General features: G+C 74.8%; 13 protein-coding genes and 1 pseudogene. 1 reads left to right on the forward strand and 13 read right to left on the reverse strand.

Going from position 1 to position 14,328, the window contains the following annotated elements; all coding sequences use genetic code 11:
* Positions 1-5 precede the first annotated feature (5 nt).
* The 13 genes and pseudogenes from JOE63_RS12640 to JOE63_RS12700 form a co-directional block, all read right to left on the reverse strand.
* Positions 6-1,088 (reverse strand): hypothetical protein, encoded by a 1,083-nt coding sequence (locus JOE63_RS12640; protein WP_204541777.1) that lies wholly within the window; start codon positions 1,086-1,088, stop codon positions 6-8.
* The gene (gene der / locus JOE63_RS12645; RefSeq protein WP_087472139.1) at positions 1,085-2,629 is read right to left on the reverse strand and encodes a ribosome biogenesis GTPase Der; all 1,545 of its coding nucleotides are present in this window, start codon (positions 2,627-2,629) and stop codon (positions 1,085-1,087) included. The genes JOE63_RS12640 and der overlap by 4 nt, the downstream gene beginning before the upstream one ends.
* A gap of 82 nt (positions 2,630-2,711) precedes the next feature.
* The gene (locus tag JOE63_RS12650) at positions 2,712-3,095 is read right to left on the reverse strand and encodes an iron chaperone (protein ID WP_087472140.1); all 384 of its coding nucleotides are present in this window, start codon (positions 3,093-3,095) and stop codon (positions 2,712-2,714) included.
* A 78-nt stretch (positions 3,096-3,173) separates the two neighbouring features.
* Positions 3,174-4,112 (reverse strand): EamA family transporter, encoded by a 939-nt coding sequence (locus tag JOE63_RS21685; RefSeq protein WP_204541779.1) that lies wholly within the window; start codon positions 4,110-4,112, stop codon positions 3,174-3,176.
* Positions 4,109-4,813, reverse strand: a complete 705-nt coding sequence (locus tag JOE63_RS12660) for a lysophospholipid acyltransferase family protein (protein ID WP_204541781.1) — start codon at positions 4,811-4,813, stop codon at positions 4,109-4,111. The genes JOE63_RS21685 and JOE63_RS12660 overlap by 4 nt, the downstream gene beginning before the upstream one ends.
* A complete protein-coding gene (gene cmk, locus JOE63_RS12665) occupies positions 4,810-5,574 on the reverse strand; it encodes a (d)CMP kinase (RefSeq protein ID WP_307840078.1) in 765 nt (254 codons plus the stop codon). The genes JOE63_RS12660 and cmk overlap by 4 nt, the downstream gene beginning before the upstream one ends.
* Entirely contained in the window at positions 5,571-5,933 is a 363-nt protein-coding gene (aroH, locus tag JOE63_RS12670; protein WP_087472142.1) for a chorismate mutase, read from the reverse strand. Before aroH ends, cmk begins: the two co-directional genes overlap by 4 nt.
* An 85-nt stretch (positions 5,934-6,018) precedes the next feature.
* The gene (locus JOE63_RS12675; RefSeq protein ID WP_204541785.1) at positions 6,019-7,062 is read right to left on the reverse strand and encodes a pseudouridine synthase; all 1,044 of its coding nucleotides are present in this window, start codon (positions 7,060-7,062) and stop codon (positions 6,019-6,021) included.
* A 164-nt stretch (positions 7,063-7,226) separates the two neighbouring features.
* Positions 7,227-7,835, reverse strand: a pseudogene (scpB, locus tag JOE63_RS12680) (SMC-Scp complex subunit ScpB); the annotation flags it as partial.
* Entirely contained in the window at positions 7,832-8,746 is a 915-nt protein-coding gene (locus JOE63_RS12685) for a segregation and condensation protein A (protein ID WP_204541791.1), read from the reverse strand. The pseudogene scpB and the gene JOE63_RS12685, both read right to left, overlap by 4 nt.
* Positions 8,730-9,557 carry a ParA family protein gene (locus tag JOE63_RS12690; RefSeq protein ID WP_244286435.1) on the reverse strand — a complete coding sequence of 276 codons (828 nt, stop codon included), beginning with the start codon at positions 9,555-9,557 and terminating at the stop codon, positions 8,730-8,732. Before JOE63_RS12690 ends, JOE63_RS12685 begins: the two co-directional genes overlap by 17 nt.
* Positions 9,558-9,795: 238 nt before the next feature.
* Complete coding sequence (xerD, locus tag JOE63_RS12695; protein WP_204541794.1) at positions 9,796-10,749, reverse strand: site-specific tyrosine recombinase XerD; 954 nt, start codon at positions 10,747-10,749, stop codon at positions 9,796-9,798.
* Between the two features lie 30 nt (positions 10,750-10,779).
* Positions 10,780-11,718 (reverse strand): heme o synthase, encoded by a 939-nt coding sequence (locus JOE63_RS12700; RefSeq protein ID WP_204541797.1) that lies wholly within the window; start codon positions 11,716-11,718, stop codon positions 10,780-10,782.
* A 444-nt stretch (positions 11,719-12,162) separates the two neighbouring features.
* Here JOE63_RS12700 and tkt point away from each other — a divergent pair, with 444 nt between their 5' ends.
* Positions 12,163-14,325, forward strand: coding sequence for a transketolase (gene tkt, locus JOE63_RS12705; RefSeq protein ID WP_204541800.1), 2,163 nt, complete (start codon positions 12,163-12,165; stop codon positions 14,323-14,325).
* Positions 14,326-14,328 lie beyond the last annotated feature (3 nt).

Consider the following 14,328-nt stretch of genomic DNA (forward strand, 5'->3'; position numbering starts at 1 on the left):
CGGCGTCAGACGCGTCGCTCCGTCCTCACCGACGCCCGACGGCGCTCGTCGTCCCGGCCCAGCGCGGCACCGAGCGCCGCGAGCACCAGCAGGTCGACGACGAGACCCCCGACGCCGACCCACTGGAGCGCGCGGAACACGAGGAGCTGGGTGAGCAGCAGCGACACGAGCACCCCGCGGCGCACCCAGACGGCGCCTGCCCGGTGGTCCTCGGGCGACCCGCCGCGGGCCACGACGACGCCCGCCACGACACACGCGACCGTCCCCGCCACCCCGACGACGATCCCCGCGCCCACCCACGTCGGCACGTCGATCCCGCCGCCCAGCACGCGGATCCCGGCCAGGAGGGACCCCAGCGCCGTCCCGAGCGCGAGGACCACGACGACGACAGCCGCCCAGGGCCGTCCCAGCGCCGCGGCGAACCAGGCGGACGCACGACGGACGAGCGCGCGCACGGGGTCGGGCACGTCGACGTCGTCGCGCGGCACGGCCTCGACGAGCGCCGACACCTCCGCCGCGGCGGGCTCGCCCCGGCCCCGCGCCGCGAGCGCCCGCGCTTCGTCTCGCGCGTCGTCGGTGAACCCGCCCGCGACGCCGGCGACCGCGCGGTCCGTCGCGACGGCCAGGTACTCGGCCGGGTGGTGCCGGCGCCGCCCGTGCACCGCCTCGACCACGAGCACGAGGACCACGACGGTCGCGTAGATCAGCGCCGCCGTCGGCTGGTAGAAGTAGTCGTTGTCCGCGGTGACGAACTTGCCGATCTCGTCGACGAACAGCCCGAAGCCCACGCCGCCGAGCACCGCGCCGAGGGACCGCAGCGCCGGGCCGACGAACGACAGCAGCACGACGACCGCGAGCGCCATGCCCAGCCCGCCCCACAGCACGTGCGCGACGTGCAGGTCTCCCCCGCCGACCTGCGGGTACCCCGAGGCGGCGAGCAGGAAGCGCGTGACGAGCACGGTCGCGACGGTCACGACGAGGAACGTCACGAGGTGGCGGGTCGCGGCGGTGTCGCGCGCGACGCCGAGGCGCAGCGCACGCCCCCGCCGGGTGACCCCCGCGGGGACGCGTGCCGCGCCGTCGCTCACCGCTTGCGCTTCTCCCGCACGCGGACGCTGATCTCGATGGGCGTGCCCTCGAACCCGAACGTCTCGCGCAGGCGACGCTCGATGAACCGGCGGTAGCCGGCCTCGAGGAAGCCCGTCGCGAAGATGACGAACCGCGGCGGGCGCGTGGACGCCTGGGTCGCGAAGAGGATGCGGGGCTGCTTGCCGCCGCGCAGCGGGTGCGGGTGGGCGGCGACGAGCTCGCCGAGGAACGCGTTCAGGCGCCCGGTCGGGATGCGCGTGTCCCACGACTCGAGCGAGCGCTGGATCGCGGGCACGAGCCGGTCGGTGTGCCAGCCCGTCCGCGCGGAGACGTTGACGCGCGGCGCCCACTGGACCTGGACCAGGTCCTTCTCGATCTCGCGCTCCAGGAACGGACGGCGGTCCTCGTCCATGAGGTCCCACTTGTTGTAGGCGATGACGAGCGCGCGGCCGGCGTCGACGACCTGCGAGATGACGCGCGTGTCCTGCTCGGTGAGCGGGACGGACGCGTCGACGAGCACGACCGCGAGCTCCGCCTTCTCGATCGCGGCCTGCGTGCGCAGCGAGGCGTAGAAGTCGGCGCCCTTGGTCTGGTGCACGCGGCGGCGGATGCCGGCGGTGTCGACGAGGACGTACGGGACGTCCTTGATCGTCACGAGCTCGTCGACGGGGTCGCGGGTCGTGCCGGCGATCTCGTCGACGACGACACGGTCGGCGCCGGCGATCTTGTTGAGCAGCGACGACTTGCCGACGTTGGGCCGCCCGATCAGCGCGACGCGGCGCGGACCGGTCGGGCGCACCTCGCCGTGCTCGGACTCGGTCGGCAGAGCCGCCATGGCGGCGTCGAGCAGGTCGCCGGTCCCGCGGCCGTGCAGCGCCGACACGGGGTGCGGCTCGCCCAGGCCGAGCGCCCACAGGTACGCCGCGTCCGCCTCGCCGGACTGCCCGTCGACCTTGTTGGCGCACAGCACGACGGGCTTGCCGGACTCGCGCAGCAGGCGCACGACGCGCTCGTCCGTCGCGGTGGCACCGACCGTCGCGTCGACGACGAACAGCACGGCGTCCGCGAGCGAGATCGCCACCTCCGCCTGCTCGGCGACCTTCGACTCGATGCCCGCGACGTCGACCTCCCAGCCGCCCGTGTCCACGAGCGTGAAGCGCCGCCCTGCCCACTCGGCGGGGTAGCTCACGCGGTCGCGCGTGACACCCGGCTTGTCCTCGACGACGGCCTCGCGGCGCCCGATGATGCGGTTGACGAGCGTCGACTTGCCGACGTTGGGGCGGCCGACCACGGCGAGCACGGGCAGCGGCGCCTCGGGTTCGTAGCCCTCGATCACCTCGCCGTCGGCGTCGAGGAGGACGAGGTCGGTGTCCTCGAGCTCGTAGTCCTCGAGGCCGGCGCGCAGCGCACGCTCGCGCGCCGCGTCGTCCGCCGAGTCCGCGGAGTCCGCGAGGTCCGCGGGCGCCAGGGGCTCCTCGGCCTGCCCGGCGGCGTCGATCTGTCCGGGCGTGCCGGGCTGGGCGGGGTCGGGTGTGGTCATGTGGTCCATTCTCCCAGGCCGCGGGCCAGGCTCCGAACCCGGCCCGTCGGCGCGCCCTCGCGGGGCTCCGCGGAGGGCCGGATCAGCCGGCCCGGCCGTCGCGCGCCGCCGCCGCGCGGGCGGCGAGCCGGAGGACGACGGCGCGCACGACGTCGTCGGGCACGGGCTCGGCCAGCGAGAACCGCAGGGTCCCCTTGCCGTCCTGGTAGCGCGCGATCCGGCGCGCCAGCTCGTCGTCGGTCTCGGGCACGGGGTACAGCGAGACGTGGTGGGCCCAGCCCGCGAGGTAGACGACGTACCGGTCGTCGAGCGTGAACGTCGGGATGCCGTAGCTGATGCGCTCGCCGAGGCCGGGCACGGTGTCGTGGACGACGGCGCGCAGGTGGGCGACGACGTCCCGCGCCGAGGGTGTCAGCGTCGCGAGGTACTCGTCCACGGTCGTGGGCTTGCCCGGAGCGTCGGTCATCCGCTCTCCTCTCCGCGCGTGCTGGCTGGCGTCCGCGACCTCACGACGGCACGGCTCCACGGCCGGCTACGCGCGAACCTACCGCGCGCCGGGCGACCCCGCGAGGCGCACGAGCACCACGCCGGCGACGACGAGGACGCCTCCGGCCGCCTGCACGAGGCTCGGCGCCTCGCCGAGGAGCAGCCACGCGATGACGACGGCGAACAGCACCTCGGACAGCCCGACGAACGACGCGAGGCGCTCCCCCATGCGCACGGTCGCGGCAACGCCGGAGACGTACGCGAACGCCGTCGCCACGAGCACGACGACGGCGAGCGGCACGTACCAGGGCGCGGACGTCCCGAGCAGCGCGACGTCGACGAACGGCGCGGCGAACGGCAGCACGCCCACGAGGCCGGCGGCGCCGAGCGCGAGCGCCCCGACGCCCAGCCCCGACGCGGCGAGCGCGACGGCCGGCAGCCGGGTCGGGCGCGCGGACAGGACGAAGTAGGCGCCGAGGCCCACGGCCGCGCCGAGGGCGAAGAGGACCCCGACGAGGTCGGGGCGCGCGCCCGCGGGGTCGACGACGAGCACCAGCCCGGCGACCGCGACGACGCAGCCCGCGAGCGTGAGCCGCGGCGGGACGTGCCGCGTGCGCAGCCATGCCAGCCCGACGAGCAGCACCGGCGCGAGGTACTCGACGAGCAGCGCGATGCCGACCGGCATGCGCGCGACGGCCGCGAAGTAGCAGAGCTGCGTCCCGGCGACCGCGACGAGGCCGAACCCGAGGACGAGGCGCCACTCCTCGCGCAGCAGCCGGTGGCTGCCCCGCAGCGCGAACGCCGCGACCGGGGCGAGGACGAGCGCCGAGCACAGCGCCCGCGCGAAGACGGCGGCGCCCGGCGACCACCCCGCCTCGAGCAGCGGCTTCACGAACGGGCCGCTCGCGCCGAACGCGAGCGCGGACGCGAGGCCGACGAGGACTCCCGTGCCCGGGCGGTCGCCCACGACGTGCGCCACCGGGCCGCCGGTGCTCACGGCGCCGCCCGCCGCTCCCGGTTCGGGTCGTCCGTGGGCAGCGCCACGCCCGTCGAGGCGACGGTGTCCGCGACGAGCTCCGCGAGGGCGGTGCGGATGCGCTCGTTCGCGTCCTCGAGCGCCTGCTTGCCGCTCACCCCGGGCGCCCGCTCGACGGCGAACGGCTCGCCGAACCGGACCACGAGGCGGCGGCGCAGGCCCGGGATCCGGTTGACGCCCTCGCCCGTGCGACGCGTGCCGAGCACGGCGACGGGGACGACGCGCGCTCCACCGTTGAGCGCGAGCCACGCGACCCCGGCCCGGGCGGACGTCGCGTCGCCGCGACCGCGGTTGCCCTCGGGGAACACGCCGACCGCGCCGTCCCGGCGCAGCACGCCCAGCCCGGTCGCGAGCGCTCTCCGGCCGCCGCTGCGGTCGACGGGGATCTGGCCCGCCGCGCGCAGGACCCACCCGACCGGCCCGACGAACATCTCCTCCTTGACGAGGACGTGGAGGGGGCGGGGCGCGACCCCGAGCACGATCGGCCCGTCGACCACGCCCGTGTGGTTCGCCGCGAGCACGACGGGGCCGTCGGCCGGCACGTTCTCCGCGCCGAGGACCCGGGTCGACCAGACGACGCGCGCGAGGAACCGGCCGACCCAGCGCGACCAGGCCGGGCCGGCGGGCGACGGCACCCGCTCGCCCGTCGGGCTCGCGCTCACGAGCCCTGGCGCGGACCGACCACCCGCCCGGTGACCTGCTCGACGACGGCGAGCACGGCGTCGATCGTCTGCTCCAGGTCGAGCTCGGACGAGTCGACCGTCACGACGCCGTCGGCCGCGACCTGGAACTGCGAGACCGTCGCGTCGTCGCGGTCCCGGCGCAGCACCTGGTCCTTGGTCGCCTCGACCGCGGCGGCGTCCGCCGTCCCGTGCACGTCGAGGGAACGGCGCGCCAGGCGCGCCTCCTCGCTCGCGGTGAGCAGGACGCGCGCGTCCGCGTCGGGCGCGACGACCGTCGTGATGTCCCGGCCCTCGGCCACGACGCCGCGCCCCCCGGCGAACCCCGACGGCGTGCGCTCGGCCTCGATCACCGCGCGCTGCAGGCGCCGCAGCTCCGCGCGCACGTCGAGGTTGGTCGCGACCGCGCTCACGGCCGTGGAGATCTCCGTGGAACGGATCGCCTCGCCGACGTCGGTCCCGTCCACGTGCACGGTCGGCCCGGACGGGTCCAGGCCCATGACCAGCGGCATCACGCGCACCGCGTGGGCGACCGCCGCCTGGTCGGTGAGGTCCTCGCCCCGGTGCAGGCACCACCAGGTCGCGGCGCGATACATCGCGCCGGTGTCGAGGTACGCGAGCCCGAGCCGGCGCGCGACGCCCTTGGACACGCTCGACTTGCCCGACCCCGAGGGACCGTCGACCGCGATCGTCAGCGCGGTACCCGCGGTGCCCGCAGTGCCCGCGGCGCCCCCCGCGCTCACTGGGCCAGGTCCTTGCGCAGCGACGTGGCGCCGTGCAGGTACACGTGCTGGACGGCCGACCGCTCGACGTCGAGGTCGGCGTGCGCCATGAGGCGCACGACGCGCGGCAGCGCGCCCGGCACCGCGATCTCGGTCGCGCACATGAGCGGCACGTCCCCGAGCCCCATCTCGCGCGCCGCCGCGGCCGGGAAGTCGGCGACGAGGTCGGGCGTGCAGGTGAAGAGGATCGAGATGAGCGCGTCGGTATCGACCGCGTTCGCGTCGAGCACCTCCTGGACCAGCTCGCGCGTGCGCTCGAAGAGGTGCTCGCGCTCGTCGACGTCGAGCTGGGTCGCGCCCCGGATCGCCCGGACCGGCATGGGTGGTGCTCCTTCAGTACGGGACGGCCCGCCTCACGGCGGTCCGTCGGAGGGTGGTGCAGGTCGCGTGGGGACCTCCTCGGCCCTAGAGCCCGACGCCCGCCATGAGGCTGCCGAGCTCGGTCCGGCCGAGGACGCGCGTCGTCCCCGGGCGCAGGTTGCCCAGCGCGATGGGACCGATACGCGTGCGCACGAGGCGCGTCACGGGGAAGCCGACCTCCTCGAACATGCGGCGCACCACGCGGTTGCGCCCCGAGTGCAGCACGACCTCGATCATCGTCTGGTCCGCGACCTGGTCGACGACGCGGTACGCGTCCGCGCGCACGACCCCGTCCTCGAGCTCGATGCCGTGCAGGAACTTGTTGGCGACGTTGCCCGGCACCTTGCCGCGCACCGTGACGAGGTACGTCTTGGCGACCTCGTGCGACGGGTGGGCGAGGTGGTTCGCGAGCTCGCCGTCGTTCGTCAGCAGGAGCAGGCCCTCGCTGTCCGCGTCGAGGCGCCCGACGTGGAAGAGACGCTCGGGGCGGTCCGCGACGAGCTCGGCGATGGACGGGCGACCGTCCGGGTCGTGCATGGTCGACACGACGCCGCGCGGCTTGTTGAGCGCGAGCGTCACGCGCGACGAGTCGAGCTGGAGCCGCATCCCGTCCACGTGCACGACGGCGCGCTCCGGGTCGATCCGCACGCCCAGCTCGGTCACGCGGACGCCGTCGACCTCGACGCGGCCCTGGGAGATGAGCTCCTCGCACGCGCGGCGCGAGCCGAGCCCCGCCGAGGCGAGCACCTTCTGCAGGCGCACGCCGTCCTCGACGTGCACGTCCCGCTGCGGCTCCGTCGGCTGCTGCGCACGTCGCGGCCGACCAGGCTGCTGCCGACCGGGCTGCTGACCGCCGCGCGAGGGCGTCGTGCCGCGCCCCGCGGCCTGGCCACTGCGACCTCCGCGGCCGGCGCTCGCGCCGCGGCCCGCGGACGTGCCCGTCGACCCGGAGCCGGCCCCCCGCGGGGCGCCGCCCGAGCGTGCGGCGTCGCCGCGCCGCGGGCCACCGCGACGCGCGTCGCCCGCCCCGTCGCGCGGGGCGCGCCCGCGCCCCCCGTCACCGGGCTGGCGTCCGTCCTTCGAGCTCATGCGTGTCCTTCGTCCGTCGTGTCCTGCGCGGCGTCGTGCGCCACGTCGTGCAGCGTCGGGGCCGACGCCGGTGCGTCGTCCCCGTCGTCAGCCGCGCCGTCGGAGAGGGCCGTCGGGGACGCGACGGCGCCTGCCCGCGCGCTGCCGCGCAGGTCGGCGAGCCCGTCCAGGCCCTCGAGGTCGTCCATGTCCGGCAGGTGCGGGGCGAGCGGGGGCAGCTCGTCGAGCGACGTGAAGCCCATGCGCTCGAGGAAGTAGCCCGTGGTGCCGAACAGGCCGGCGCCGGTGTGCGGGTCCTGACCGACCTCGGCCACGAGCCCGCGCGCCACGAGAGTGCGCACCACGCCGTCCACGTTGACCCCTCGCACCGCCGACACCTGGCCGCGGCTGACCGGTTGACGGTACGCGATCACGGCCAGAGTCTCCAACGCCGCCTGCGTGAGCCGCGCCGTCTGGCCGCCCTGCACGAACCGTCCCACGACCTCGGCGTGCGCCGGCGCCGAGTACACGCGCCACCCGCCGCCCGCCGCACGCAGCTCGAACCCGCGCGGTCGCCCGCCGTCGTCGCCCCGGTACTCGGCGGCCAGGTCGTGCAGCGCGTCGAGGACCGCGTCGACGGGGACCGCGAGCGCCGCGGCGAGCTCGACGACCGGGATCGGCTCGTCCGCGACCATGAGCACGGCCTCCAGTGCGGCGGGCAGTCCGCCCGGGAGGTCGTGCACGGCGGGCGGGAGGACCTCGTCGAGGGCGGGGGCGCCGTCGGGCTGCGTCACGCGGGGACCTCCAGGTCGGTGGGTGCGGGGGCGTCGACCGGCTCGGGGTCGTCTCCCTCGTCGAACTCGCTGCCGACGTCGGCGAGCGCGGGCTCCGGAGCGTCGTCGTCACCCGACCACCGCACGGTGAGCTCGCCGAGCGGCGTCACCTGGTCGAACGCGACGAGCGCCTGGCGGAACAGCTCGAGCAGGGCGAGGAAGCGGGCGACGACCACGGCCGTCTCCCCCGCGTCCGCGACGAGGGCGCGGAACGTCGTCGTGCCGTGGCTGCGCACGCGGTCGACGACGATGCCCGCCTGCTCGCGCACGCTCACCGCGGGCGCGTGCAGGTGGTCGAGCGAGACGCCGGGCGGGGGCGCCTTGGGCGCGAGGGCGCGGGCCGCGAGCGCTGCGAGCTGGTCGGGACCCATGGTCCACACGAGCTCCGGCAGGAGCGCGGCGAGGTGCGGCTCGAGCTGCACGACGCGCGGGAAGCGCCGACCTGCGCTCTCGAACCGCTCCGCGAGGACCCCCGACACGTCCTTGTACGCGCGGTACTGCAGCAGCCGGGCGAACAGGAGGTCGCGCGCCTCGAGGAGGGCGAGGTCCTCGTCGTCCTCCACGCTGCCCGTGGGCAGCAGGCGCGCGGCCTTGAGGTCGAGCAGCGTCGCCGCCACGACGAGGAACTCGCTCGCGGTCCCGAGGTCCCACCCGGGGTGGTCCTCCCCCGCGGCGCGGGCAGCGGCGGCCGCGCGCTCGGCGTCGCGGATGTACGCGATGAAGTCGTCCGTCACGCGCGCGAGCGCGACCTCGGTGATGTCGAGCTTGTGCTTGGTGATGAGCGACAGCAGCAGGTCGAACGGGCCGCTGAAGTTGTCGAGGCGGACCTCGAACCCTCGACGCGCTGGCTCGATCTCAGGCGGCGTCGCCACGGGCGACCAGCTCCCGGGCGAGCTGCCGGTACGCGACCGCGCCGGGGTGGGTCGGCGCGTAGACGGTGATGGGCTCGGCCGCGACGGACGCGTCCGGGAACTTCACGGTGCGCCCGATGACGGTCTGGAGCAGCTTGTCGCCGAACGCCTCGTGCACGCGCGCCACGACCTCGCGCGAGTGGAGCGTGCGCGAGTCGAACATCGTCGCGAGGATGCCGTCCACCTCGAGCCGCGGGTTGAGCCGGTCGCGCACCTTCTCGATCGTCTCGACGAGCAGCGCCACGCCGCGCAGCGCGAAGAACTCGCACTCGAGCGGGATGAGGACGCCGTGCGCTGCGGTGAGCGCGTTGACCGTGAGCAGGCCGAGCGAGGGCTGGCAGTCCACGAGGATGACGTCGTAGTCGTCGACGACGGGCCGCAGCACGCGCGACAGGACGGACTCGCGCGCCACCTCGCCGACGAGCTGGACCTCGGCGGCCGACAGGTCGATGTTGGCGGGAAGGAGGTCGAGGTTCTCGACGTCCGTCGGGACGAGCACGTCGTGGATGTCCGCGCCCCGCTCCATGAGCAGGTTGTAGACGGTGCGGTCGAGCTCGTGCGGGTTGACGCCGAGCCCCACGGACGCCGCGCCCTGCGGGTCGAAGTCGACGAGCAGGACCTTGCGGCCGTACTCGGCGAGCGTCGCACCGAGGTTGATGGTGGTCGTCGTCTTGCCGACGCCGCCCTTCTGGTTGCACATCGCGATGATGCGTCCGGGGCCGTGCGCCGCGAGCGGCGCGGGGACCGGGAACTCGGGCAGGGGGCGGCCCACGACGTCGGTGGGCGCCTCGGTCGTCTCGCGGCTCTCGCCGTTCGTGGCGTGGTCGACGACGGGTGCGACGTCGCGCTCGGAGGAGGTCACGGGGGCGGCCGGACGGACGGCGTCGCCGTGCGAGCTCTGCGCGCCGCGCGTCTCGGGCTGGGTCTCGGCCTGGCTGCTCACGTCCGCCACGGTATCGCAGGACCCTGCCGCCGCTCGTGCGCACGCGCCCGCGCGCCGCGTTCCCGCGTCAGCCCAGCGCGCGGGGGTGCGCGGCGGCATACACCTCGCGCAGCGTGTCCGGGGTGACGAGCGTGTAGATCTGCGTCGTCGTGACGGAGGCGTGCCCCAGCAGCTCCTGGACGACGCGCACGTCGGCGCCGCCCGCGAGCAGGTGCGTCGCGAAGGAGTGCCGCAGCGTGTGCGGCGAGATCCGCTCCGGGTGGTCGATCCCCGCGCGCTCGGCGGCGGTGCGCAGCACGGCCCACGCGCTCTGCCGCGACAGGCGCGCGCCGCGCGTGTTGAGGAAGACGGCGGGCGTCCCGCGGCCGTGCGCGGCCAGTCCCGCGCGCCCGCGGACGAGGTAGGCGTCGAGCGCGCGCCGCGCGAACGATCCGACAGGCACCACGCGCTCCTTGCCGCCCTTGCCGAGCAGGCGGACGGCGCCCGTCCCGAGGTCGAGGTCGTCGACGTCGAGGCTCACGGCCTCGGTGATGCGCGCACCGGTCGAGTAGACGAGCTCGAGCAGCGCACGGTCGCGCAGGGGTCCGGGGCCGTCGCCGACGCCGGAGGCCTCGAGGATGCGTGCGACCTCGTCGGTCGAGATCGCCTTGGGGAGCCTCCTCCCCTGGGCGGGGGGCCGCACGTCGGCGGAGGCGTCGGCATCGGCGAGGCCCTCCGCCGCGCAGAAGCGGTGCCAACCGCGCACGGCGGCCACGGACCGCGCCGTGGACGACGCCGAGAGGCTCGCCCCGCCGTCGGCACCGGTGCGTAGCGCGGTGACGTACGCCGCGACGTCGTCCGCCTCGACCTCGCGGACCGCGTGGTTGCCCCGGGAGGCGAGGAACGCGACGTAGCGCGCGAGGTCGCGCCGGTAGGCGGCGACGGTGTTCGCGGACAGGCCGCGCTCGACGGCGAGGTGCGCGAGGTACTCCCGCGCGGCGCGGTCCAGCGCCTCGGGCACGAGCGCCTCGCCGGAGCCCATGGTCCTACCGTCCCCCTGGCACGGCCGGGCTCACAGCGGGAGGAAGACGTCGACCGCCACCGCGACGAAGAGCAGGGTGAGGTACGTGATCGAGGCGTGGAAGACCTTCATCTCCCCGACCTTGCCGCCCTTGCCGTCGGCCTTGTCGCGGGCGCGGCGCAGCATGGTCACGCACGAGGACAGGAACCAGGCCCCGAGCACGGTCGCGACGACGCCGTAGACCCAGGTCATGCCGGCGAGCGGCCAGAGCGCGAGCGACGAGGCGACCATCGCGACGCCGTAGACGATCATCTCGCGCGCGACCTTGCGGTCGTCCGCGACGACCGGGAGCATCGGCACGCCGGCGTTGGCGTAGTCGCGCTTGAACTTCATGGACAGCGGCCAGTAGTGCGGCGGCGTCCAGAAGAAGATGACGAGGAACAGCGCGAGCGCGGCCCAGCTCAGCGACCCGGTGACGGCCGACCAGCCGATGAGCACCGGCATGCAGCCCGCGATGCCGCCCCAGACGATGTTCTGCGGCGTGCGGCGCTTGAGGATCATCGTGTAGCCGACGACGTAGATCGCGATCGCCGCGAACGTCAGCCAGGCCGAGACGACGTTGACCAGGAGCGCGAACCACACGAGCGACACGACGCCGAGGACGGTCGCGAACACCAGCGCGGCCCGCGGCGTCACCTCGCCCGTGACGAGGGGGCGCCGCTTGGTGCGGTTCATGACCTCGTCGATGTCGCGGTCGAGGTAGCAGTTGTAGACGTTGGCCGACGCTGCCGCGAGCGTACCGCCCACGAGCGTCGCGAGGATCAGCCCGATGCCCGGCAGCCCACCCTGGGCCAGGATCATCGTCGGCACCGTCGTCACGAGGAGGAGCTCGATGATGCGCGGCTTGGTCAGCGCGACGTAGGCGCCGAGGCGCTCGCGCAGGGTGCGGGTCGCACGAACGGCCTCGGCCGCGGGGGCGACGGAGGACACGGGGCTCGTCGGCGAGGACGGCTGCTGGGTCGACGCGGCGCCAGACGGGCTTCCGGTCCCGTCGATCGGTGCCTGGCTCGTGGTGTGCACGCGCTTCGGTGTTCCGTTCTGAGGTGGGGGGGCGAGCTGGGACGGACCGCCGGTCGTCCTCGCTCATCGTACGTCCCCGCCTGCGCCGGGGCCGACCGGACGGGCCGGGCGATTGTGTGACATCCGACCGAAATCCAGCACGTGGGCACCGCCCGGGCACGAACGGCGTCCGCGTATAGGCTGGACCCGCAACCGTCCCGCGTCGGACCGCCCGTCAGGACCTGTGGCCCGCGGACGACGTGACCGGCACCGGGCCGCCCCGCCCCCTGAGGCGTGAGGCCGGGAAATGTTCAACGGTTGTTTCGAGTTGTCGCGAGGATCCGGGGCGCGCGCTCCGGACGGGAATGAGGTTCGGTGAACGCGTTGTCCCCTGCTCACACGCCCCTGGACTGGACGGACCTGGACGACCGGGCCGTCAAGACGATCAAGGCGCTCGCCGCCGACGCGGTGGAGAAGGTGGGCAACGGCCACCCCGGCACCGCGATCTCGCTGGCCCCGGCCGCCTACCTGCTCTTCCAGAAGGTCATGCGCCACGACCCGTCGGACGACCACTGGGTCGGCCGCGACCGGTTCGTGCTCTCGGCGGGCCACTCGTCGCTCACGATCTACCTCCAGCTCTTCCTCGCCGGTTACGGCCTGGAGATGGCGGACATCGAGGCGCTGCGCACGTGGGGCTCGAAGACCCCCGGCCACCCCGAGTACAAGCACACCAAGGGCGTCGAGATCACGACCGGCCCGCTCGGCCAGGGCCTCGCGTCCTCCGTCGGCATGGCCTTCGCGGCGCGCCGCGAGCGCGGGCTGCTCGACCCGTCGACCGCCCCGGGCGAGTCGCCGTTCGACCACCACGTGTACGTCATCGCGTCCGACGGCGACCTGCAGGAGGGCGTGACGAGCGAGGCCTCCTCGCTCGCCGGGCACCAGCAGCTGGGCAACCTCGTCGTCATCTGGGACGACAACAAGATCTCCATCGAGGACGACACGGACATCGCGTTCACGGAGGACGTCCTCGCGCGCTACGCGGCGTACGGCTGGCACACCCAGCGCGTCGACTGGACCAACGGCGGCACGGGCTACGGCGAGGACGTCGACGCGCTGCACGCCGCGATCGAGGCCGCCAAGGCCGAGACCGGCAAGCCGTCGATCATCGCGCTGCGCACGATCATCGGCTACCCGTCGCCGACCAAGCAGAACACCGGCGGCATCCACGGCTCGGCCATGGGCGCCGACGAGATCAAGGGCCTGAAGATCGAGCTCGGCCTCGACCCCGAGGCGAGCTTCGCGATCGACGACGAGGTGCTCGCGTACACGCGCGCCGTCGGCGAGCGCCAGGGCGACGCGCGCGCCGCCTGGGAGACCGCCTTCGCGGCGTGGACGACGGCGAACCCCTCGGGCGCCGAGCTCCTCGGCCGGCTCCAGAAGCGCGAGCTGCCCGCCGGCTGGGAGGACGCGCTCCCCACGTTCGAGGCGGGCAAGGCCGTCGCGACGCGCTCCGCGTCGGGCAAGGTCCTCACCGCGCTCAAGGACGTGCTGCCCGAGCTCTGGGGCGGCTCGGCCGACCTCGCCGGGTCGAACAACACGACCATGGACGGCGAGCCGTCCTTCGTGCCCGTCGAGCACGCGACCAAGAAGTTCCCCGGCCACGAGTACGGCCGCACGCTGCACTTCGGCATCCGTGAGCACGCCATGGGCGCGATCCTCAACGGCATCGTCCTGCACGGCGGCACGCGCGCCTACGGCGGCACGTTCCTCCAGTTCAGCGACTACATGCGCCCCGCGGTGCGCCTCGCCGCGCTCATGGAGATCCCGACGACGTTCGTCTGGACGCACGACTCGATCGGCCTCGGCGAGGACGGCCCGACGCACCAGCCCGTCGAGCACCTCGCGGCGCTGCGCGCGATCCCGGGCCTCGACGTCGTCCGACCGGCCGACGCGAACGAGACGGCCTGGGCCTGGCGCACGATCCTCGAGAACACCGAGCGCCCGGCGGGCATCATCCTCACGCGCCAGAACGTCCCGACGTTCCCGCGCGGCACCGAGGGCTACGCCGACGCGTCGGGCACCGCCCGCGGCGCCTACGTCCTGCTCGACACCGAGGGGACGCCCGACGTCATCCTCATCGGCACCGGCTCCGAGGTGCAGCTCGCCGTCGAGGCGCGCGAGATCCTCGCGGGCGAGGGCGTCCAGGCGCGCGTCGTCTCCGTCCCGAGCCGCGAGTGGTTCGACGGCCAGGACGCGGCGTACCGCGAGTCGGTGCTCCCGGCCGCCGTCCGCGCACGCGTCTCCGTCGAGGCGGGCGTCGCGCAGGGCTGGCGCGAGCTCGTCGGCGACGCCGGCCGCACCGTGAGCCTCGAGCACTACGGCGCCTCGGCGGACTACCAGGTGCTGTACCGCGAGTTCGGGATCACGTCCGAGGCCGTCGCCTCCGCGGCGCGCGAGTCGATCGCGGCCGCGCGTGGTGGCGACACCCCGGGCGCCGCGCCGACGCCCTCGGAGGGTGGCACTGGCGACCAGCGCTGACCC

Source organism: Cellulosimicrobium cellulans, from assembly GCF_016907755.1.
Classification (GTDB): domain Bacteria; phylum Actinomycetota; class Actinomycetes; order Actinomycetales; family Cellulomonadaceae; genus Cellulosimicrobium; species Cellulosimicrobium cellulans_D.

Bases quoted from the DNA above. Each gene is read 5' to 3' on its own strand.
- aroH (WP_087472142.1), bottom strand. From the start codon at position 5,933: ATGCCGGTCCGGGCGATCCGGGGCGCGACCCAGCTCGACGTCGACGAG.
- der (WP_087472139.1), bottom strand. From the start codon at position 2,629: ATGACCACACCCGACCCCGCCCAGCCCGGCACGCCCGGACAGATCGAC.
- xerD (WP_204541794.1), bottom strand. From the start codon at position 10,749: ATGGGCTCCGGCGAGGCGCTCGTGCCCGAGGCGCTGGACCGCGCCGCG.
- JOE63_RS12650 (WP_087472140.1), bottom strand. From the start codon at position 3,095: ATGACCGACGCTCCGGGCAAGCCCACGACCGTGGACGAGTACCTCGCG.
- JOE63_RS12675 (WP_204541785.1), bottom strand. From the start codon at position 7,062: ATGAGCTCGAAGGACGGACGCCAGCCCGGTGACGGGGGGCGCGGGCGC.